Source organism: Nonomuraea typhae, from assembly GCF_009760925.1.
In the GTDB taxonomy this organism is placed as follows: domain Bacteria; phylum Actinomycetota; class Actinomycetes; order Streptosporangiales; family Streptosporangiaceae; genus Nonomuraea; species Nonomuraea typhae.
Genome location: NZ_VRLV01000007.1, coordinates 23,499 through 43,199, shown reverse-complemented (window position 1 = coordinate 43,199; position 19,701 = coordinate 23,499). Strand labels below are relative to the sequence as shown.

General features: G+C 69.8%; 20 protein-coding genes and 1 tRNA gene. 4 read left to right on the top strand and 17 right to left on the bottom strand.

Features of this window, described 5'->3' with window-relative positions; genetic code table 11:
• Both FVE25_RS26170 and FVE25_RS26165 read left to right on the top strand, forming a co-directional pair.
• Positions 1–1,176 carry an FAD-dependent oxidoreductase gene (locus FVE25_RS26170; protein WP_246267468.1) on the top strand — a complete coding sequence of 392 codons (1,176 nt, stop codon included), beginning with the start codon at positions 1–3 and terminating at the stop codon, positions 1,174–1,176.
• A gap of 72 nt (positions 1,177–1,248) precedes the next feature.
• Entirely contained in the window at positions 1,249–2,073 is an 825-nt protein-coding gene (locus tag FVE25_RS26165; RefSeq protein WP_246267466.1) for an ion transporter, read from the top strand.
• On the opposite strand, the gene FVE25_RS26160 is transcribed toward FVE25_RS26165, so the two are convergent.
• From FVE25_RS26160 to FVE25_RS26130, 7 genes are all read right to left on the bottom strand, one after another.
• A complete protein-coding gene (locus FVE25_RS26160) occupies positions 2,027–2,656 on the bottom strand; it encodes a S1 family peptidase (RefSeq protein WP_157249726.1) in 630 nt (209 codons plus the stop codon). The two genes, FVE25_RS26165 and FVE25_RS26160, sit on opposite strands and share 47 nt — an antisense overlap.
• Before the next feature lie 196 nt (positions 2,657–2,852).
• The gene (locus FVE25_RS54430) at positions 2,853–3,065 is read right to left on the bottom strand and encodes a hypothetical protein (protein WP_219825644.1); all 213 of its coding nucleotides are present in this window, start codon (positions 3,063–3,065) and stop codon (positions 2,853–2,855) included.
• A gap of 38 nt (positions 3,066–3,103) precedes the next feature.
• Complete coding sequence (locus tag FVE25_RS26150; RefSeq protein ID WP_157249725.1) at positions 3,104–3,640, bottom strand: dihydrofolate reductase family protein; 537 nt, start codon at positions 3,638–3,640, stop codon at positions 3,104–3,106.
• An 84-nt stretch (positions 3,641–3,724) separates the two neighbouring features.
• Positions 3,725–4,717, bottom strand: a complete 993-nt coding sequence (locus tag FVE25_RS26145; RefSeq protein WP_157249724.1) for a glycerophosphodiester phosphodiesterase — start codon at positions 4,715–4,717, stop codon at positions 3,725–3,727.
• Between the two features lie 38 nt (positions 4,718–4,755).
• Entirely contained in the window at positions 4,756–6,984 is a 2,229-nt protein-coding gene (locus FVE25_RS26140) for a xanthine dehydrogenase family protein molybdopterin-binding subunit (protein WP_157249723.1), read from the bottom strand.
• A complete protein-coding gene (locus FVE25_RS55405) occupies positions 6,981–8,141 on the bottom strand; it encodes an FAD binding domain-containing protein (protein WP_157249722.1) in 1,161 nt (386 codons plus the stop codon). Before FVE25_RS55405 ends, FVE25_RS26140 begins: the two co-directional genes overlap by 4 nt.
• Positions 8,128–8,622, bottom strand: a complete 495-nt coding sequence (locus FVE25_RS26130) for a (2Fe-2S)-binding protein (protein WP_181019716.1) — start codon at positions 8,620–8,622, stop codon at positions 8,128–8,130. The genes FVE25_RS55405 and FVE25_RS26130 overlap by 14 nt, the downstream gene beginning before the upstream one ends.
• A 461-nt stretch (positions 8,623–9,083) precedes the next feature.
• On the opposite strand from FVE25_RS26130, the gene FVE25_RS56400 reads away from it, so the two are divergent.
• On the top strand, positions 9,084–11,825 hold the full coding sequence (locus FVE25_RS56400) for an ATP-binding protein (RefSeq protein ID WP_157249720.1): 2,742 nt from the start codon (positions 9,084–9,086) through the stop codon (positions 11,823–11,825).
• Here FVE25_RS56400 and FVE25_RS26120 read toward each other — a convergent pair.
• Positions 11,822–12,217: a response regulator transcription factor gene (locus FVE25_RS26120; RefSeq protein WP_246267460.1), complete on the bottom strand. Its 396-nt coding sequence runs from the start codon at positions 12,215–12,217 to the stop codon at positions 11,822–11,824. The two genes, FVE25_RS56400 and FVE25_RS26120, sit on opposite strands and share 4 nt — an antisense overlap.
• Before the next feature lie 117 nt (positions 12,218–12,334).
• Between FVE25_RS26120 and FVE25_RS26115 the strand changes: the two genes are divergently transcribed.
• Positions 12,335–12,406, top strand: a tRNA-Arg gene (locus tag FVE25_RS26115).
• Positions 12,407–12,552: 146 nt separating this feature from the next.
• Here the strand turns inward: FVE25_RS26115 and FVE25_RS26110 are convergent.
• The 9 genes from FVE25_RS26110 to ssb all read right to left on the bottom strand — a co-directional run bounded on the left by FVE25_RS26110 (position 12,553) and on the right by ssb (position 19,694).
• Entirely contained in the window at positions 12,553–13,917 is a 1,365-nt protein-coding gene (locus tag FVE25_RS26110; protein ID WP_157249719.1) for a tyrosine-type recombinase/integrase, read from the bottom strand.
• Positions 13,918–13,927: 10 nt separating this feature from the next.
• Complete coding sequence (locus FVE25_RS26105; RefSeq protein WP_157249718.1) at positions 13,928–14,122, bottom strand: helix-turn-helix transcriptional regulator; 195 nt, start codon at positions 14,120–14,122, stop codon at positions 13,928–13,930.
• Between the two features lie 190 nt (positions 14,123–14,312).
• Positions 14,313–15,470, bottom strand: coding sequence for a DUF3631 domain-containing protein (locus tag FVE25_RS26100; RefSeq protein ID WP_157249717.1), 1,158 nt, complete (start codon positions 15,468–15,470; stop codon positions 14,313–14,315).
• A gap of 23 nt (positions 15,471–15,493) precedes the next feature.
• Entirely contained in the window at positions 15,494–16,309 is an 816-nt protein-coding gene (locus FVE25_RS26095; RefSeq protein ID WP_157249716.1) for a bifunctional DNA primase/polymerase, read from the bottom strand.
• Positions 16,306–17,241, bottom strand: coding sequence for a hypothetical protein (locus tag FVE25_RS26090; RefSeq protein ID WP_157249715.1), 936 nt, complete (start codon positions 17,239–17,241; stop codon positions 16,306–16,308). Before FVE25_RS26090 ends, FVE25_RS26095 begins: the two co-directional genes overlap by 4 nt.
• On the bottom strand, positions 17,238–18,071 hold the full coding sequence (locus FVE25_RS26085; RefSeq protein ID WP_157249714.1) for a deazapurine DNA modification protein DpdA family protein: 834 nt from the start codon (positions 18,069–18,071) through the stop codon (positions 17,238–17,240). The genes FVE25_RS26090 and FVE25_RS26085 overlap by 4 nt, the downstream gene beginning before the upstream one ends.
• Complete coding sequence (locus tag FVE25_RS26080; protein ID WP_157249713.1) at positions 18,058–18,426, bottom strand: hypothetical protein; 369 nt, start codon at positions 18,424–18,426, stop codon at positions 18,058–18,060. Before FVE25_RS26080 ends, FVE25_RS26085 begins: the two co-directional genes overlap by 14 nt.
• Before the next feature lie 88 nt (positions 18,427–18,514).
• Entirely contained in the window at positions 18,515–19,129 is a 615-nt protein-coding gene (locus FVE25_RS26075) for a hypothetical protein (RefSeq protein ID WP_157249712.1), read from the bottom strand.
• A gap of 121 nt (positions 19,130–19,250) precedes the next feature.
• A complete protein-coding gene (ssb, locus tag FVE25_RS26070; RefSeq protein WP_157249711.1) occupies positions 19,251–19,694 on the bottom strand; it encodes a single-stranded DNA-binding protein in 444 nt (147 codons plus the stop codon).
• Positions 19,695–19,701 lie beyond the last annotated feature (7 nt).

The following is a 19,701-nucleotide window of genomic DNA, read 5'->3' as shown; positions in this document are numbered from 1 at the left end:
GTGCGAACCCGCGTGCTCGTGGCCGGCGGCGGTCCCGCCGGCATGATGACCGGCCTGCTCCTGGCCCGCCAGGGCGTCGAGGTGACCGTCCTGGAGAAACACGCCGACTTCCTGCGCGACTTCCGCGGCGACACCGTGCACCCCTCGACGCTGGAGGTCATCGCCAGGCTGGGCTGGCTCGACGACTTCCTGAAGCTGCCGCACAGCGAGATGCGCGAGGTGTCGGTGACCATGGGCGGCCGCCGCGTCACCTTCGCCGACTTCACCCGGCTCCGGGTGCGCTGCCCGTACATCGCCTTCATGCCCCAGTGGGACCTGCTCGACTTCCTGTACGGCAAGGCCGCCGCCTATCCCGGCTTCCGGCTGATGCGCTCCACCGAGGTCACCGGGCTCGTCATCGAGGACGGCCGGGTCGCGGGTGCGCGGGCAGGCGACCTCGAGATCCGGGCCGACCTGGTGATCGCCGCCGACGGCCGCCACTCCCGGCTGCGCGCGCAGGCCGGACTGCTGCCCGTGGCCGGTTCGCCGCCCATGGACGTGCTGTGGTTCCGCCTGCCGCGCCACGAGGGCGAGCGGGTGCCGTTCTTCCAGGGCGGGCTGGGCTCGCTGGTCACCATCGACCGGGGGGACTTCTTCCAGCTCGCCTACACGATCCCGGCCGGCGCCTATGACGAGCTCAAGGCCCGCGGCCTGCCGGTCCTCCACGACCGGCTGGGCGCCTTCGTCCCCGGCCTGCGCGATCGGGTCGGCGAGCTGGGCTGGTCCGACCTGCGGCATCTGGCCGTCCGCGTCGATCGGCTGCGGCGCTGGCACCGGCCGGGGCTGCTCTGCATCGGCGACGCCGCGCACGCCATGTCGCCGGCCGGGGGCGTCGGGGTCAACCTGGCGATCCAGGACGCGGTGGCCACGGCCAACCTGCTGGGGCCCGCGCTGCGCCGTACCGGGCCGCCCGCCGAGCGGGAGCTGGCCAAGGTGTGGGCGCGGCGGGAGTTCCCGGCCAGGGTGACGCAGGCGTTCCAGACCATGATCCTGCGCGACCTCTATCCGCGGCGGCTGTCGGACGACACGACGACGCACGTGCCCGCGATCTTCACGGCCTTCCGCGCGCTGCCGCCGCTGCGGCATCTGATGGGACGCTTCGTCGGCATGGGCGTGCGGCCGGAGGTGGTCCGCTGATTTCCTGATATATGCGGACGCCCCTGGGATGATCTTCTCGTCAGTACTCCCCCATCTCCTGGAGCGATGCAGGTGTCAAGGCGAGCGCAGGTGCGCGCCTTCCTCGAACGACGGGCCGTCCAACGGGCGATCATCACGGTCATCGTCGTCAACGCGGTCACGATCGGCGCCGAGACCAGCGCCACGCTCATGAAGAGCGCCGGCGGGCTGCTGGTCACCATCGACCACGTCGCCCTCGCCATCTTCACGGTGGAGCTCGCCCTGCGGCTCTACGCCTACGGGCGCGAGTTCTTCAAGGACCCGTGGAACTGGTTCGACGCGGTCATCGTGCTCGTCTCGCTGATCCCGGCCAGCGGCCCGACGTCCATCCTGCGGGCCTTGCGCATCCTGCGGGCGCTGCGGCTCATCTCGGCGGTGCCGAGCATGCGCCGCGTGGTCCACGCGCTGCTGGCCGCGGTGCCCGGCATGGCCTCGATCATGGGCCTGCTGGTCCTGCTGATCTACATCGCGGCGGTCGTCGCCACGAAACTGTTCGGCGAGATCATGCCCGGGCGCTTCGACGAGCTGCCCCGGTCGTTGTTCACGCTCTTCCAGATCATGACCGGCGACGACTGGGGCAACGTCGCCCAGGAGGTCATGCAGCACAAGCCCTGGGCGTGGATCTTCTTCATCGCCTACATCCTCATGTCCACGTTCGTGGCGCTGAACCTGTTCATCGCGGTCGTGGTGAACGCCATGAACGAGGTCGAGGACTCCCCCGCCGAGGCCCAGACGCGGGCGGAGCTGGCCGCGGTGCGCGAGGAACTCGCCGCCCTCACGGCCAAGCTGGACGTGCTCGTGACCCGCGAGGTCAGCCGGACAGCAGCGTCAGCCCGTACGCTTGAAGGATCGGGATGATCGGCTGGTAGTAGCTGCGCCCGCCGGTGCTGCAGTTGCCCGAGGCGCCGACCAGGATGCCCTGCAGATGCCCGCCGTACATCAGCGGAGCGCCCTTGTCGCCCGGCTCGGCGCAGATGTTGGTCTCGATCAGCCCGTGGAGAGAGCCCTGCGGGAAGGTGACCGTGATGTTGCGCCGGGTCAGCGTCCCGCACCGCCAGCCGGTCGCGCTGCCCGACCGGCACACCGACGCCCCGATCGGGGCAAGCTGGGTGCCCGTCACCCGGACCTCGCCCGTCCCGGTGCTGACCACGCCGCGCGGGGTCCAGGACGAGTTGACCCGGACCCAGCCCATGCTGCGGCCCGGGAAGCTCGCCCCCGCGACGGTCCCCTGCGTCACCCCGTTGAAGCCCTTCACGGTGCTGCCCACGGTGGCGCAGTCACCGGCGATGACGTACCCGCCCGCCACGGACGCCCCGATCGTGCAGCGGGCGCTCGCGCCCACGGAGAAGGCGTCCCCGCCCCGGACGGGGTAGGCGGCGGCGGGCGCGGTGACGAGCCCGGCGCCCAGCACGAGGCTCGCGACGATACTCCGTAAGACCATGCCCCGACGGTACGGCCGGCGGAGCGGCCCGCCTATTCTCAGGGCTGCTATAACCCCCGCGTTATCCCTCGAGCTCGATGGCGGCTTTCAGCCAGGCGGTGAACAGCTCGGCGTCGATCTCGTCGGCGCCGCGCAGCTTGACCACGGCCATCTGCCGGTTGGCCGACTCCAGCCGGCCGGACGGGTCGGCGAGCTCCTACCCGCGCCACAGGCCGAAGGTCACGTACTTCGAGTACGCTTTGAAAAAGGCCACCGGCGTCTTGCCCGGCGCGGGGCCGAGGCTCCAGACCGGGTGGCCGTGGTAGAGGGCGCCCGGTTGGGGCATGGCGGCCCCGATCAGGTCCCCGAGCTTCTCGGCGATCTCGCGCAGCGGCTGGTCGAGCTTGGCGGTGTAGTCGTTGACGGTCATGATGATGCTCCTTTGGGTCTTTTGTGCTTTTCGGGATCTCAGGCGGGCTGGTAGTGGAGGTTGACGACGCCGGTGCTGAAGGTGGCCGAGCCGACGAGGCGGAGCGGCACCCGCCCGGTGCTCTCGTCGAACAGCCGCATGCCGGTGCCCAGCGCGATCGGGTGGACCAGCAGGTGCAGATCGTCCACCAGGCCGGCCTTGAGCAGGGCGCGGGTGAGGGTGACGCTGCCGGTCAGGCTGATGTTCCCGCCGGGCTCGCCTTTCAGCTCGGCGATCCGGCCGAGCACGTCGCCGCCGATCAGGCTGGAGTTGTTCCAGTCGGCGCGCTCCAGCGTGCCGGAGACCACGAGCTTGCGGACGGCGTTGAGCCGGTCGGCCATCGGGCCGCTCTGGTGCGGCCAGACCGCGGCAAACGACTCATAGGTGGTACGGCCCAGCAGCAGCGTGTCGGCGTCGGCCTGAAGGGCGCCGACCGCGGCGATCATCTCGTCGTTCAGGTAGGGGAAGTGCCACTGGTCCGGCGCCTCGACGACGCCGTCGAGCGAGACGAACAGGCCGCTGATGATCTTTCGCATGGGGTGGTTCTCCCGGGGTGTGTTCGCTGTCCTTCGCCTACGCGTCGTCCGGGCGATGTGACAGGGAACGCACCCCGGGACTCTCTAGCCGATCACCGCGCGGGCCAGCCCGGGATCGTCGGCGAACACCCCGTCCACTCCCAGGTCCACGAAGCGGCGCAGCCATCCGGCCGGGTCGCCGTGGGCGCGGGCGAAGGCCGGGTGGCCGGGATCGCCGCGCCGATGGTCGGCGGGCAGGAAGGCGTTCTCGTTGCGCAACGTCCAGATGTGCACCTGAAGGCCCGCCGCGTGTGCCCGTTCGACCAGGCCCGACGGCTCGCCCACGCGCTGGTCCCGGCCGATCGGGAGCACGCACCCGGCCTCCACGCCGATGCCGTCGGCGTACCCGGCCACCTCGGCCAGCCCTTCGGGGGTCATCATCGCGTCGTAGCCGGGTTCCCCGTCGTAGGGGCGGCCGCCCCGGTACATGAGCTGGATGATCGGCAGCCGGGTGCGCTTGCGCAGCTCGCGCAGGTTGCCCACCTCGAACGACTGCAGGAAGACCGGGTCGCTCTCGTGCCGCCGGCCGTACCGGCTGAGGGTGTCCAGCATCGGCTCCTCCAGCGGCAGGCCCAGCTCGGTGAAATAGGTGGGGTGCTTGGTCTCCGGGTAGACGCCGACGCCGTGCTCGCACGCCAGCCGTACGACCTCCTCGAAGGTGGGGATCTGGGCCAGGCCGTCGAAGGCGGTGTTGGCGGGGCGCAGGTCGGGCAGGCGCTCGATCGCGCGCAGCGTCCTGAGCTCGGCCAGCGTGAAGTCCTCGGTGAACCAGCCGGTGTGCGCACGGCCGTCGATGATCTTGGTGGCGTGCCGGTCGGCGAACTCGGGGCGGGCTGCGACGTCGGTGGTGTCGGTGATGTCGTTCTCGTGCCGGGCGACCAGGACATGGTCCTTCGTGGCGACCAGGTCGGGTTCGATGTAGTCCGCGCCCAGCGCGATGGCGGTCTCGTACGAGGCCAGGGTGTGCTCGGGACGCAGGGCACTCGCGCCGCGATGGGCGATGACCAGCGGGCGGCGGGGTCCTGAGGTGTCGGTCATGGCCTCAGATCCTGCTACACCCGCCGGTCACCCCGGCTTCACAGCAGGGATTCGATGGTGATCGGGAAGGATCTCACGCGTTTGCCGGTCGCGTGGTGGACGGCGTTGGCGATGGCCGCGGCCATGCCCACCATGCCGATCTCCCCGATGCCCTTGATCCCGAGCGGATTGACGACCCGGTCCTCCACCTCGACGGTCTCGACCATGACCTCGGGCGCGTCGGCGTTGACCGGGACCAGGTAGTCGCCGAGGCTCGGGTTGGCCCAGCGGCCGTAGCGCGGGTCCATGTGCGTGGCCTCGAGCAGCGCCTGCGACATCCCCCAGAACATGCCGCCCATGAGCTGGCTGCGCGCGGTCTTGCGGTTGAGCACCCGGCCGGGCGCGAAGACCCCGGCCAGGCGGCGCACCCGCACGATGCCCAGCTCGGCGTCCACGGCCACCTCGGCGAACTGCGCGCCGAAGTTCAGCAGCGCGTAGTCCTCCGGCACCTTGTGCTGGTAGCTGCCCAGGTACTCGGTCTCCGGGACGAAGGCGCGGCTCAGCATCTGGCCGTAGCTCTCACTGGCGCCGTCGCGCGCGGACATGACGCCGCCGCTGACCGTCACCGTGGCCGGGTCGGCGCCGTGCAGGGGCGAACCCTCGTCGGCGACGGCCTGGGCGATGAGCTGATCGCGCAGCCCCGTGGCGGCCACGTGGACGGCGTTGCCGCCCGCGGTCGAGCCCGCGGAACCCACCGAGGCGGCCATGAACGGCAGGTCGGTGTCGCCGTACTCCACCCTGACCAGGTCGAGCGGCAGGCCGAGCCCTTCGGCGCCGATCTGGGTCAGGATCGTGGCCGACCCGGTGCCGATGTCGGCGGCGGCGATCTGGATGACCGCCGTGCCGTCGGCGTACAGGCGGGCGCGGGCCCGCTGCGGGTTCATGAGCGGATATACCGGATACAGCGCGGTGGCCATGCCGGTCCCGATCAGCCAGTCGCCGTCCCTCTGCGAGCGCGGGCGCGGGTCGCGCCGCGCCCAGCCGAACAGCTCGGCGCCGCGCTCGTAGCACTCCTTCAGGCCCTTGCTGGAGTACGGCTTGCCGCTGTTCGGATCCACGTCGGTGTGGTTGCGCAGCCGCAGCTCGATCGGGTCGAGCCCGGCCTTCTCCGCCAGCTCGTCCATCGCGCATTCCAGTACGGCCAGGCCCGCCGCCTCCCCCGGCCCCCGCATGAACGTGGGCGTCATGGTGTTGCCCTTGATCAGGTGGTAGGCGGCGTCGAAGTTGTCGCAGGCATACAACTCGCCGGAGCCGCTGAGGGCGGGCTCGGCCCAGTCGTCGTAGGCCGAGGTGATCGACAGCTTGTGGTGGCGGATCGCGGTCAGCCTGCCCTCCGCGGTGGCGCCGAGCGTGATGGTCTGCTCGTTGTCCTCGCGCAGGCCGCAGGAGGTGAACATCTGCTCGCGGGTGAGGGCCAGCTTCACCGGCCTGTTCACGATTTTTGCCACCATGGCGGCGAGTGTCGGGTGTGCCCAGATCATCGCCTTGGCGCCGAAGCTGCCGCCGACGAAGTGGGTGATCACCCGGATCCGCGAGACCGGGACGCCGAGCAGGTGCGCGACCGTCATCTGGGTGGCGGTCGGCCCGTGGGTGGCGTCCCAGAGCGTGAGCTGGTCGCCGTCCCACGAGGCCACGGAGGCCGACATCTCTATGGGATTGTGGTGGTTGGCGGCGAAGGTGAACGTGCCCTCCACGGTGAGCTCGGCCTGGGCCAGGCCCTGGGCGACGTCGCCGCGGCTCATCTGCCCCGGGGCGAGACCGGCCAGGATGCGCTCCGGGATGTACGCCTGGTCGCGGCCTTGGTCGATGACGGTGATGGTTTTTTCGGATTTTTCGTAATTTATGCGGACAAGCTCGGCGCCGCGGGTGGCGGCGTCCAGCGTCTCGCCCACCACGATCGCCACCGGCTGCCCGGCGTAGTGGATGACCGGATCCTGCATCGGGAAGAAGCTCTGCCCGTCGGCGATCGTCCCCGCCAGCGACAGCGTCAGCACCGGCTGGTTGGCGATCTTCGGCAGGTCCTCGTGGGTGAGTACGGCCTGGACTCCCGGCTCGGCCAGCGCTTGCGTGGGATCTATCCCGGTCACCCGGCCCGCTGGGATCTCCGACCCGACGATGACCGCGTGCCGCATGCCGGGCAGCAGGATCTCCGCCGTGTACTTGGCCGCCCCGGTGACCTTGGCCCGGCCGTCCACCCGGGTGACGGGCTCGCCGATCAGCGCGGTCATGACCCGCTCCCCCTCACGCACACCCTTTCCAGGACACGGACGATCGTGCGCTTGGCCAGCTCGATCTTGAACGCGTTCTGCGGCCGGCCCACCGCCTGCGCCATCTCGGCCGCGGCGGCGGCCTCGAACGCCTCCCTGGTGGCGGGCCCGCCCATCAGGTGCCGCTCCGCCGTCCTGGCCCGCCACGGCTTGGTGGCCACGCCGCCCAGGGCCAGCCTGATGTCGGTGATCATCCCGTTCTCGACGGCGGCCGCGACGGCCGCCGAGACCAGCGCGAACTCGTACGACTCACGATCGCGCACCTTCAGATACAGCGACCGGCGAGCCACCGGCGCCGCCGGAACCTCGATCGCGGTGATCAGCTCGCCGTGCTCGATCGGGTGCTCCCGCTCCGGCGTGTCACCCGGCAGCAGGAAGAAGTCCTCCAGCGGCATCGACCGTGTCCCGTGCGCAGCGCCGTTCGCGATGCCGTTGGCGTTGCGGTTCGCACTGCCGTTGGCGTTGCGGTTCGCACTGCCGTTGGCGCTGCCGTCGGCGGTGCGGTTCGCGCTGCCGTCGGCAGTGCGGTTCGCGCTGCCGTCGGCGGTGCGGTTCGCGCTGCCGTCGGCAGTGCGGTTCGCGCTGGACAGGTGAATGACCGCGTCCAGCGCCACCAGCGGCACCGCGACGTCCGACGGATGCGTGGCGAAGCAGGACTCGCTCGTCCCGAGAACCGCGTGCCCCCGATGGAACCCGCCCTCGGCGGCACAGCCGGAGCCCGGCTCCCGCTTGTTGCACGGCATCGCCGTCTCGCGGAAGTAGGCGCAGCGCACCCGCTGCATCATGTTGCCGCCCATGGACGCCATGTTCCGCAGCTGCGCCGAAGCACCCAGCTCCAGAGCCTGCGCCACCATCGGGAACCGCTCCCGCACCACCGGCGCCGCCGCCACGTCACTCATCCGCGCCAGCGCACCCAGCCGCAGGCCGCCGCCCGGCAGCTCCTCGATCTGGTTCAGCGGCAGGTCGTTGATGTCGACCAGCCGCTTCTCCTGGGCCACGCCGATGCGCAGCATGTCCACCTCGGTCGTCCCGCCGGCCAGGAACCGGCTGTCCGGATCGGCCCCCTCGGCCAGCGCCTCCCGCAGATCCGCGACCCGCGCGTAACTAATGCCGTGCACCGTCGCGCACCTCCTTGATCGCCTGCCGGATGTGCGGGTACGCGGCGCAGCGGCAGATGTTCCCGCTCATCCACTCGGCGATCTCCGCGTCGTCACCCGCGTGCCCCTCCTCCAGCAGCTTGATCGCCGACATGATCTGGCCAGGCGTGCAGTACCCGCACTGCAGCGCGTCACAGGCCAGGAACGCCTCCTGCATCGGATGATCGCGCACACCCTCGATCGTGGTGATCTCCCTGCCCTCGCAGCTCACCGCCAGCGTCAGACACGACACCACCCGCCGACCATCCACCCAGACCGTGCACGCGCCGCACGCGCCCTGGTTACAGCCCTTCTTCGTACCGGTCAGATCGAGATACTCGCGCAGCGTGTCCAGCAGGCTCACGCGCGGCTCGATCTCGATCGCGGTGGTCACGCCGTTGATCGTCAGCGTCAGCTTCGCGGGCTCAGGACCGCGCCCGGTTCTCTCCAGTGCACCATCCATCGGTGCTCCCTCTGCTATCTCACTGGCCCTTCCTCCAGCAGTGTTTCCTTTGTCCGGTTTGGCCATGGCAAAGCGTGGACCACTTCGGGGGTATATGTGGGCCGTTGCGGCGGCGCGTGCGTCCGACGTGAGAAGCGATCCCCCCGACCTGCGCCCGCCCGCGTCGGCGGGTGGCTTGGGGGCGGCCTGCCGTACTGGATGGGGGGTTGACGCCACCCCAAGCAGACACCACCCCGCACAACCCACCCAAGCACAACCCACCCGCGGAACCCACCCCCGCACAACCCACCCGCACAACCCACCACGCCACGCACCGCCGCGGAACCCACCACGCCACGCACCGCGGAGTTGACCGCGGGCCCTTCACCCACGACAGCCACAGCTCGGCGATGGCTAGAGCTCGGTGATGGCTAGAGATCGGTGCGATAAATCGCCATTCCTCGACATATAGAGTTGCTGAGGTGAACGGCCTTCTCATCGGGCGCTCGGCTGAGCTGCGGAAACTCCTTCGTGTGCTCGAGATCGCCGGCGACGGCACCGCCGGGGTGGCGCTCCTCGGTGGCGATGCCGGCATCGGCAAGACGCGCCTGGCCTCCGAGCTGGTCGCGCAAGCGCGGGAGCGGGGCTTCAACGTGCTCATCGGGCAGTGCGCCGAGCTTGGCGACGCCCTGCCGTACCTCCCCCTCGCCGACGCACTGCGCGGCGCCGACCCCGCGCTGCGGGCGGCCATCGCCGAGCGGCCCGTGCTCGAGCAGCTCCTGCCCGGTGGGGAGATCGCGCCCTCGACCGGCCTGACGCAGCAGCGGCTGTTCGGGTCGCTGCTGGGGCTGCTGGGGGCGGTGCAGCCTGTCCTGTTCGTCATCGAGGATCTGCATTGGGCAGATCGCTCCACCCGGGACCTGCTGGTCTTCCTCAGCCGCATGCTGCAGACGGAGCGGGTGTGCCTGGTCGGGACATACCGGACGGATGACCTGCATCGGCGGCATCCGCTGCGGTCCGTGCTGGCCGAGCTCAAGCGGCTGCCTTCGGTCACGTCGGTCGAGGTGGGGCCGATGGCGACCGACGAGATCTCCGACTATGTCGCGACTCTGGGTGAGATGGACGGGCGGGAGCTCTGGGAGATCGTCCACCGCGCCGACGGCAACCCCTTCTACGCCGAGGAGCTGTACGCCGCCCTGTCGGAGGGCGAGACGTTCCCCGACGGGCTGGCCAGCCTGCTGATGTCCCGGGTCGAGCTGCTGTCCGAGCCCGGCCAGCGCGTGCTGCGCGCCGCCGCCGTCGCCGGCCGGCGCGTCGAGGACGTGCTGCTGCGCGAGGTCTCCGGCCTCCCTCTCGCCGACTTCGAGGAGGCCGTCCGCGAGATCGTCTCGCGCGGGCTCATGCGCGTCGACGGGTACGGCTATGCGTTCCGGCACGCCCTGCTGCAGGAGACCGTCTATACAGACCTGCTGCCCGGCGAACGTACCCGGCTCCACGCCGCCTTCGCCGCCCTCCTGACCTCACCCGCCGAGCTGGCCCACCACCACCTGGCCGGGCACGACCTGGCCGGCGCGCTGCGCGCCTCCGCCGAGGCCGGCAGGGAGGCCGAACGCCTGGGCGCCCCCGCCGAGGCCCACCGCCACTACGACCAGGCGCTCAGCCTGTGGGAACGCGTTCCCGACGCCGCCGAACTGGCCCGCGAAAGCCGCGGCGACCTCGCCTTCCGCAGCGCGATCATGGCCGCCGACAGCGGCGACAACCACCGCGCCGTGGCCCAGCTCCGCGTCCTGCCGCCCATGTCCCCGGTCTATGAACGCCTGTCCTACTACCTGGCCGAACTGGGCCAGGACGAGGCCGCCGTCCAAGCCGGCGACGCCGCGATCGAAACCGCCACCACCCCCGCCCAACTGGCCCGCGCGCTGGCCACCACGGCCCGCTCCCTCGCCTGGACCGAACGGCACACCGAAGTCGCCCCCCTGGCCCGCCGCGCCCTGGACGTCGCCCGATCCGCCGGCGTGGCCGACGCCGAGATCAGCGCCCTGATCGTCCTCGCCATGCTGTCCGAACTGGAAGGCGACTTCACCGCCGCGTCCGCCAGCTACGAACAGGCCGCCTCCCACAGCTCCGGCGACCTCGCCATGGACCTGCGCGCCCAGTTCGCCCGCGCCCGCCTCCTGTATGAACAGGGAGAGCTCACCCGTGCCGCCACCGTCACGGAATCCGGCATCAGGATGGCGGAGGAAGCCGGGCTGAAGTGGAGCACGTACGGCACCGACCTGCGGTTCCTGCGCTTCCTCATCCACTACGTGGCCGGCGAATGGGACGCCGCCGAACACCTCGCCGCGACCTTCGGCGCCCGGGTCGGCACCCTGCCCGAGGCGATCCTGTCGTCCTTCGCCCTGTTCATCGAGGTGGCCCGCGGCCTGCCCGCCGCCGAATCCCGCCTCGACTGGCTCCGCCCCTTCTGGACCAGCGAACTGGCCACCTACATGTCCCGCGGCATGGCCGCGGAAGACGCCCTCTGGAAGGGCGATCCCGCCACCGCCTGGGAACACGTACAGGCGTGCCTGGCCAAACTCATCCCCGCCGATCCCGGCAACCTGCGCATCTGCGCCACCGGCCTCTGGGCGTTGGCCGAGCTGGGCCGTACCGACGAAGCCGACGACCTCCGCAGGCGCGCCCGCACCGCCGTGGCCGGCCCCGACGGCGGCCGCGGCCCCATGGGCCTGGAAGGCCGCGCCTGGGCCCTGCGCGTGGAAGCGGAGTGGTCCCGCGTGAACGGCCACCACGACGTGCCCCTCTGGCAATCGGTAGTGGAGGCATTCGACTACGGCTTCGTCTACGAAACCGCCCGCTCCCGCTGGCGCCTGGCCGAAGCCCAACTCGCCACCGGCGACCGCGACTCCGCCCAAACCACCTGGACCCTCGCCCGCGACGCCGCGACGGCCCTGAAGGCCACCCCGCTCCTGTCGGCCCTGGACGAATTCGGGCGCCGAGCCCGCTTCACCACACCCACCACAGCAGGCTCACTGACCGCCCGCGAACTGGAAGTCCTCAGCCTGGTAGCCGAAGGACTGACGAACCGGGAGATCGCAGAACGCCTGTTCATCGCCCAGAAGACGGTCAGCGTGCACGTCTCCAACATCCTGGCCAAACTCGACGCCTCCACCCGCACCCAGGCCGCCGCCACCGCCCGCGCCCGCCACCTGATCCCCGGCGCCTAGCCCCCGGGCGTACGCGCCCGAGCAGCCAGATCCCGCACCACCTGAATCAACTCCGCCGGATCGAACGGCTTGGTCAAATAGGCATCGACCCCGATCCCCAAGCCCCGCCGACGATCATCCTCCTGGGCCCGGGCCGTGATCAGCACCACCTTGATGTGGCTGGTTTCCTCCTCAGACCGCAACCGATGCGCCGTAACCCACCCATCCAGACACGGCATCATCACATCCAGGGTGACCACATCGGGCATGACATCCCGAACCCGCTCCAGGCAGTCCTCCCCATCGGTGGCGGTCTCCACCTCGAACCCCTCCAGGGTCAGATTGACCGCGATGAGCTGCCTGATGACCTCGTCATCATCAACCACCAGCACCCTACCCAGAACCTCACCCACGGCCACGAAGCTAACTCCTAGTGGGGTGGTCACGTGCGGTTTTCGATGGATGTGTGCCCGGAGCTTTATCGTGTGCCGAGTGGTGGCGGGATGCTGATAGCCTTGTGACCCGTTGGAGCCCCCTTAGCTCAGGGGATAGAGCACCGGCCTCCGGAGCCGGGTGCGTAGGTTCGAATCCTACAGGGGGCACACCAATCTTGATCAGCTATTTCAGGCGCTGACCAGGGTGAACATATCGGAATCGGGCGGGTCTCCAGTCTCATGGAGTCCCGCCCGTTCTCATTGGCGCTCGCTGGTTGTGGGCCAGCCGTGGGCCAGCGACGGGCCGGGCTAGGTCACGCTTGGAGTGCAGCGGCGATGCGCTGGTTGTTTTGCTCGTCTCGGCCGTCCAGGCATTTGGCGTAGCGCTTGAGCAGTACTCCGACGCTGTTGCCTGCGCGCTCTGCTACCACGGTGGGCTCAACGCCGGCGTTGAGCCATGTGGACAAAGCCGCGTGCCGCAGGTCGTACGGCCGGCCGGCGAGCGGTGAGGCTACCTGCTGCGGCGTCAGGGCGAGGCGTCGCGCTTCTTCCCAGGCGCGCGAGTAGGTGGAGGCGCCGAGTACGCCGCCGCGCTCGTTGCGGAAGAGCCTGCCGTCTTGGGCGGTGCCGAACTCTTCCAGGTGGGCGCGCAGGATGGCCACCAGTTCCGGGGGAATCGGGACGAGTCGAACGGCGCGTTCTTCGCGCTGTTTGAGTCCGCGCTGGTCGTGAACGGTGCCGTTATCGGTCCACTGTTTGCCGCTGCTTGGGCGGGTGATTTCGAGTGTGAGCAGCCCCCATCCCTTCTCTGGTAGATGACAGTCGGACTTTCGGAGTCCAACAGCCTCTGCGGGCCGTACACCTGCGTAGTAGAGCGTGGCGAAGAAGGCGACCAGGCGGCGACCTCGGCCTCGGTGCCAGCTTCCGACGTAGGAGAGGCAGATAAGAAGCTCGTCCGCTTGTCGGGGGTTGATCACGCAGCGACGGTCAACACTGTTGTCTCGCGCGATCTTCTTTTGCTTGACTTGCTCGAGCGGGTTCTCGGACAGTTCGCCCAGATCGATGGCGTAGGCGAGAGCGGTGTTCAGACCTCGGCGGCGCCGGGCTGCGGTATCAGCCGCGGCAGGTCCGCCCTCGCGGGTGAGCGTGAGTTCATCGCATACGCGGCGTGCGACGATGGGGTCGCTCAGCTCATGTACGGCCAGTGTGCCTTTCCGTAGAAGTCGGACGGCGTTTTCTAGTGGCGGCGGCGGAGCCTCGGTGTCTTCTCGTGGGATGAGGGCCCATTGCAGGGCAGCTCTGAGGTTCTTCTTTGGTAGGCCGGCAGCTTCGCCGGTCAGCAGTCCGAAGGTGGCGACGATGAGGCTGTCAACGATGCTCTCCCTGGTTTTTGCGGCGGCCGCCTTCCATCGCATGGCGACGTATTTTCGCGCGAAGTCGTACCAGCTCAGGTTGAGCTTTTCGGGCTTTAGCGTGGACGCGGGGAGCCCGGTAATCGTGTCGAAGGCTTCGCCTTTCTTGGCGGCCTTGAGTAGGTTGGCGCGGAAGTGATCAGCCAGAGCGTGAGTCATGAAGGATTTGGACTTCGGCTCGGTGCCGACCTTCCAACGGAGCTCGTACGGCTTTGCTCGTCCGCTGCGTTGACGGATGTTCCAGATGATGACGTCCAGAGACTCCATGCTGGTCCTCCTAGGCTGCGGATTGTTCGCAGCCGCGGAGCCAGGTCTCTAGGTCGGCGCGGCGGATCTTACGCTTGCCGTTGGGGAGTTTGAGGGACCGGGGGCCACGTCCGGTGTGAAGCCAGCGGTAGAAGGTGGACTTAGGTACGTCGATTTCGTCGAGAACCTCGGCAATAGTGAGCAGGCTTTTCGCACGCGTCGTCATGGTTGTGATGGACCTTCCATGCGGTGTGATCGATGCGGAGCGGGGGCCTCGGCGGGGTGCTTGGCGGCTTGTCGCCGGGGCCTGTTGGCGGGTTGTGAGGGGGGTAGCCGTCCCAGCCGTCCCAGCCTCGTTTTGGCTGGTCAGCCCTGGGACGGCTTTTTGGGTGGGACGGCTTGAGCCGTCCCAGGTTTCAAGCCGTCCCGCGTTGAGCTGGGGAAATGAGGCTGGGACGGCTGGGACGGGTACCCCCCTCGAAGGGGAGCACATCGGCGGTTGGGACGGCTTCGACGGCGGGGCAGTAGCGGGCCCAGGCGTCGAGGAAATCGGCGCGCTGGTAGCCCTTGCCCTGTGGCGCATCTGGGAAGCGGATGTTGCAGGATCGGATGTCGTATTCGCGGAGCAGGGCGCCGAGTTTCATGGCGGTCAGCCCGGTGGGTCCGTAGTCGGCCCACCCTGATTCGGGGTTGGCTTTGAGCCGGTCTAGCAGGGTGGCGGTGGGCAGGGCGGTGTCGGGGCCGAACGCTTGTCGGCAGTCGGTGAGCAGGCGCAAGCCGGTGGAGGGGGTGCCGTTGTCGTCGGCTTCGGCGGTGAGGGCGAGGGCGGCGGCGCGGGCGCGGTCGGGCCAGGTGCCGCCGGCGTGGTCGGCGATGATGACCAGGGGTTCCCAGGTGTCGGCGGCGCGGTCTTCGACGGGCATGGCGGGTTCGGCTTCCTCCAGTCGTTTGAGGTCGGCGCGCAGCCATTGGTTGAGGGCGGTGGCCAGCTCGCGCAGGGGTGGCCGGTCGCGGCGGAAGCGGTAGGGGGCGGTCTTCTCGCCGGGGGCGCGGCGGCGCATGCGCACGATGACGGCGCGGTCTTCGATGGTGTCGGGCATGGCGCCGATGCCGGCGAGGGCGGCCATGGCGAAGGTGGGGATGGACTCCACCCGGTTGGCGTTGGCGTTGTAGCGTTTGGCGGGCCGGTTGCGCTGGTGGCCGGCGTTCAGCAGGCCGCGTAGGTCTTCGTTGCCGTCTGCTTTGGGGCCGAAGATGGTGTCGGCCTCATCGACCAAGATGGTGGGCGGGTCGGCGCCGATGGAGCGGTAGACGGCCGGTGGTGTGGAGTTGACGGTGATGAACGGGTCGTGACAGGTGGCCTCGACGATGTCGAGGAGCCTGCTTTTGCCGCAGCGTTTCTCGGGGCCGCGGATGACCAGGCGGGGTGCGTGGGCCATGGCGGTTTGGGCGTGGCTGGCGGCGATCCACAAGGTGACGGCGTCGGCGACCTCGGGCGAGGGCAGGATCACGTAGCGGGTCAGGGCCTCGCGGAGTTGGTCGAGGAGGGCGGCGCCGTCTGGCGGGTGGTTCATGCGGCTCTCCCCTGGTGTGCGCTTCATGTGGCCCCTTGGCTGGTGCGTAGGGCGTCGGCGGCGGTGCGGTGGGCTTCGTGGGGGTCCAGTCCTTGAGCGGTGATCGCTTCGATGAGGGGGGCGAGGTCGGGCAGGGTGGCGCCGTTTTCCGCGGCGCGGCAGCAGGCCCAGAACAGGCCGCGGTTGCGGTTGCCTTTGGGTTGGGTGGCCAGCCAGCGGGCCAAGCCGGCGACGCCGGCGTCGGGTGCCGTCACTGCGGCCGTTGCGGTCGTTTCTGGGGGGCGGGGGCTGTGGGTGGCGGGCTTGGGTGGAAGCAGGAAGCTACGGATGGCGCTCCAATTGAGTTGGTGTCCTATTGAGGTCGGGCGCGACCGGTGTCGGTAGGGTCGGCCGGCCACGGTGCTGGGTGGGGTGAGCACGTAGCCGCCGGTGGCTTTGAAGTCCAGGAAGTGATCACGCAGCGCGCCGCAGGGCTGGCTGGTTCCGCGGTAGTAGCAGTGCAGGCCGCCGGAGGGAGTGTCTACGACCAGTAGGGGTGGGGGCAGCAGTCCTGCGGCGTGCAGGCGGCGCAGCGCCGGGTAGCCGGTGCCGGCGGGCTTGACATCGACGTCCAGGACGTCGAAGGAGCCGGTTCCGGTGGAGATGGCGAGGTTGGCGTGGGGGCATCGCCGCCACCAAGCCCGCACCAACTCAATGTCGGTGCTGGCGTCGTGGAAGCCGTTGGGAACGAGGTGACCAACGGGCCGCTTGCCGCCCGGAACGCAGGGGAAGACAGCGCGACCCGCCGCGATGTGGTCCAGGGCCGAGGCTACAGCCGCTTGCGTGGTCGAGACGGTCATGCTTCCTTCCTGGTCAGCTCGGTGTCAGCGTTGTGGAGGGGAGGCGTCGTGTGCGCCGGCGGGTGCGACGGCTGGACTTCGGCTGATGCGTCGCGTCCAGCTGGGTGCGACGCGTCGGCCGCGGCCAGGTGCGACGGGTTCGGGGTGGTGGTGAAGGCTGCCCATGCTCGGCTGACGGCGCCGGAGCCGGGAAACAGGTCGTCGAGGCTGTCGCCGGCTTGTGCGCCGAGGAGGTCGAAGACCCAGCGGCAGAACGCGGCCGGTTTGGCGCCGATCACGCGTTCGGGCAGTGTGGTCATTGCGGAGATGCCGTGTACCAGGGAATCGACCCGCCGCGTAGCGCAGGTCCTGCGCGACGGATCGTTCGGCCGGCCCTGGGTGTAGATGACTGGTTCCCAGGCGTTGAGCGGCCAGCGACTGGCGGTGGGGCGTTCACCGCGATGCCAGGCGGCCACGCGTACGCCGGGCGGGCACAGCGCCAGCACCGTGGGAAGGGCGGCGGCCGAGGTGGACAGCGCCCACCCGTCATAGGTGGCCAGGTGGGCGATCAGGGCAGGGTGGTCTACTTCGCCGGCGTAGTCGCGATGCCCGCGATACAAGCGGGCGTTGCCCGGATAGGGCGGATCGGCGTAGGCCAGCCGTAGCGTGCGGCCGGGCGCGACGGCTGGCGTGGTGCCGACCGTGCGTAGGAAGCGGTGGCGTGCTTGCCGGCAGCGCACCGAACAGCACACCGCATCACGCCGGGCGGTGCCGGGGATCGGTTGCTCACACCACGCGCACTGTCGCGCATTCTGACGGGATGCGTCGGCTCGCGCCGCGGTGGAACACGACGCGTTGTGGTCGGTGATGCGTCGCGTTGCGCCGGCGGAATGCGACGCATCACCGGTGAGGTGAGCGGCGGTAGGAACGCTTTCGCGAAGGTCGGTGGTCATGCGGCCTGTCCTTCGGCGAGGAGGTCGAAGAGGTCTTGCTGGTGGGTGGCTGCGTCCAGGTGGGCCAGGACGCGCTCGCGCCAAGCCAGGGCATACGGCAGGCAGTTGGCGCAGTTCTTGTGGGGGTGGCCGGTCAGCGGTGGTTGGCGGCGGGCGGCGTAGCTCCAGGCGAGTGAGTCGGCTGAGGCCAGGTGCTTGCCGTACTGGTTGAGGCCGCCGGTTTTGACGCCGAAACCGTGCAGGCGCAGACCGCGGCCAGCCAGGATGGCGACGATGAACGCGATTTCGGCCGTTGACTGGCGACGGCAGATCGAGCCCAGGCCCACGCGGGGTAGGTCGGCCAGCCGGACGCCGGCTGAGGCGTACAGATCGATGCAGGACAGGTAGTCGGTCAGATGCCAGCCTTGCAGAATCGGGATGAACGGCAGGCCGGGTGCGATCTGGCGTAACAGCAAGTAGTTGGCGACGGTGCGTTCTTGATGCTCGGCCACGCTCAGGCCGGTGCGTTCCAGCATGACCGGCTCGCACATCCAATCTTGGGGCGCGGCGAAGTCCAGGCCGCCGATGGTTTCGGCGTAGGTGGCGACGGCCTCGGCGTAGACAGTTGGCGGGGTGATCCATCGTCCGTGCAGGGCCAGCTCAGTGAAGCCGCCGGAGTCCAGCGCCCAGCGGCAGCGCGCCGCGAGCTGACGGCGGCGCGGCCGGCGGGCGAGTTGGCGGTGGCTGACGAACAGCGGGATATCGACCCGTTCTAGCCAGTGGGGTTGATGGGTGCCGAGGTAGAAGCGGGCGCGCGGCGTGCTTTGGCTGGTCAGGTCAATGCCCCCCATGGGACGTCGTCCTTCGCTCGGGTTGCCACTGTCCGGTGCCGTGGCAGTGGTGGCACTGCCAGATGCGGTAGAGCGCGGCGCCGTGGTGGGTGAGGGCGTCCAACGGGGTAGTCGGGTGCACGATCAGGGACAGGCCGGCCCAGCCGAGCCGAACCGCGATCAACGGCGCCGCGACCGGGGCCGCGGCTGCTGCCACGGGCAGGGTTCCGTAGCCGGCGATACGGACGGCGTGCCCAGGCCGCAGATCGGTCGCACGCGCCGCAGTGCGCAGTGCGAGCGGGGCGGTGGCGGGGGGTTGGGGCGGTAGCGGGGTGTGGTGGTGGCGGGTCTGGTTGCCGGGGTGGGTGGCTGTCATGCTGGGGTCGCCTTTCGCTGTGATCGGAAGGGCGCGGCCTCGGCGGGGTGCTTGGTGGCTTGTCGCCGAGGCCGCATCCGGCGCCTGTTCATGCGCTTCGGCCGGCGGCGATCTGTTCGACCACGGCCAGTACGGCGTGCGTGAGCGCGGTCAGCGTGTCGCAGATCTCAGCGACGTCCAAGGAAAGGGCCGGTTCGTTCGACAATCGGGTGGGGCTCAGGACCGCGGTTGCGAGTTCGTAGTGGGTGGGCGGCGGGTCCGGCTGCTCGTCGTCGTTCCAGGGGTCGTGCATGAGGGCTTTGCCGATGGCGGCCAGGAGGTCGTCATCGGTGGTCAGCTCGCGCCATTCGGGGCCGAAGTCGGTGCTGAGGCGGGCGCGCCAGATCGGGGTGGCGGCGGTGCCGGTCAGGATGCGCAGGTGGCCGCGCTGGTTTTGCACCCAGACGCGGCGGGTGAGTTCTCTGCCGTCGTCGTCGCTGTCCGAGACGAGGTCGGCGATGAGCGCTGAGACGGACTCGGCGGCGTCAGCGCAGATGCCGCCCACGGGGGTGAGGTCGATGCGGGTCAGGACCTCGCGCAGCTCACCGCCGAGGCGGGCGAGGATGGCCATGTCCTGGTCATGGTGGTGCTGCTGGCGGCGGCGGTAGGCGTCCAGTGCCGCGGCCAGCGGGTGATCGTCGCCGAGGTGACGAGTGGCTGTCATGGCAGGTCCGTTCCTAAAAGGGTCGAGGGATGGGAGAGGGCGGGGCGGGAGGAGCGGGAGGGGTCGCGGCCTCGGCAGGGGTGCTTGGCCGGCTTGTCGCCGAGGCCGAGTCGGTGTGGGGTCAGAACGGCGGCTCGTCGTTGGCCCACGGGTCGCCGGGTCCGACATCAAACCCGCGGGCGTGGTTGTTGTTGCCGGTGCGGGCTGCCTTGTGGGGTTGGGCGGTGGCGAACTTCAGGGAGGGGCCGATGTCCTCGACGGTCATCTCGGTGACGGTGCGGCGCTCGCCCTCGCCGGTTTCGTAGGTGCGGGTGCGCACGCGTCCCGAGGCGATGACGCGTGTGCCCTTGGTGAGGGATTCGGCGGCGTGTTCGCCGAGGTCGCGCCAGGCGCTGCAGGGCATGAACAGGGCATCGCCCTCTTCCCACTGCTCTACCTGTTTGTTGTAGCGGCGTTCGCTGGAGGCGATGGTGAAGCTCGCCACCGCCGCGCCGGTCTGGGTGTAGTGCATCTGGGGGTCGTCGGTCAGGTTGCCGATGATGGTCATCACGGTGGCGCCGGACATGGGGCGG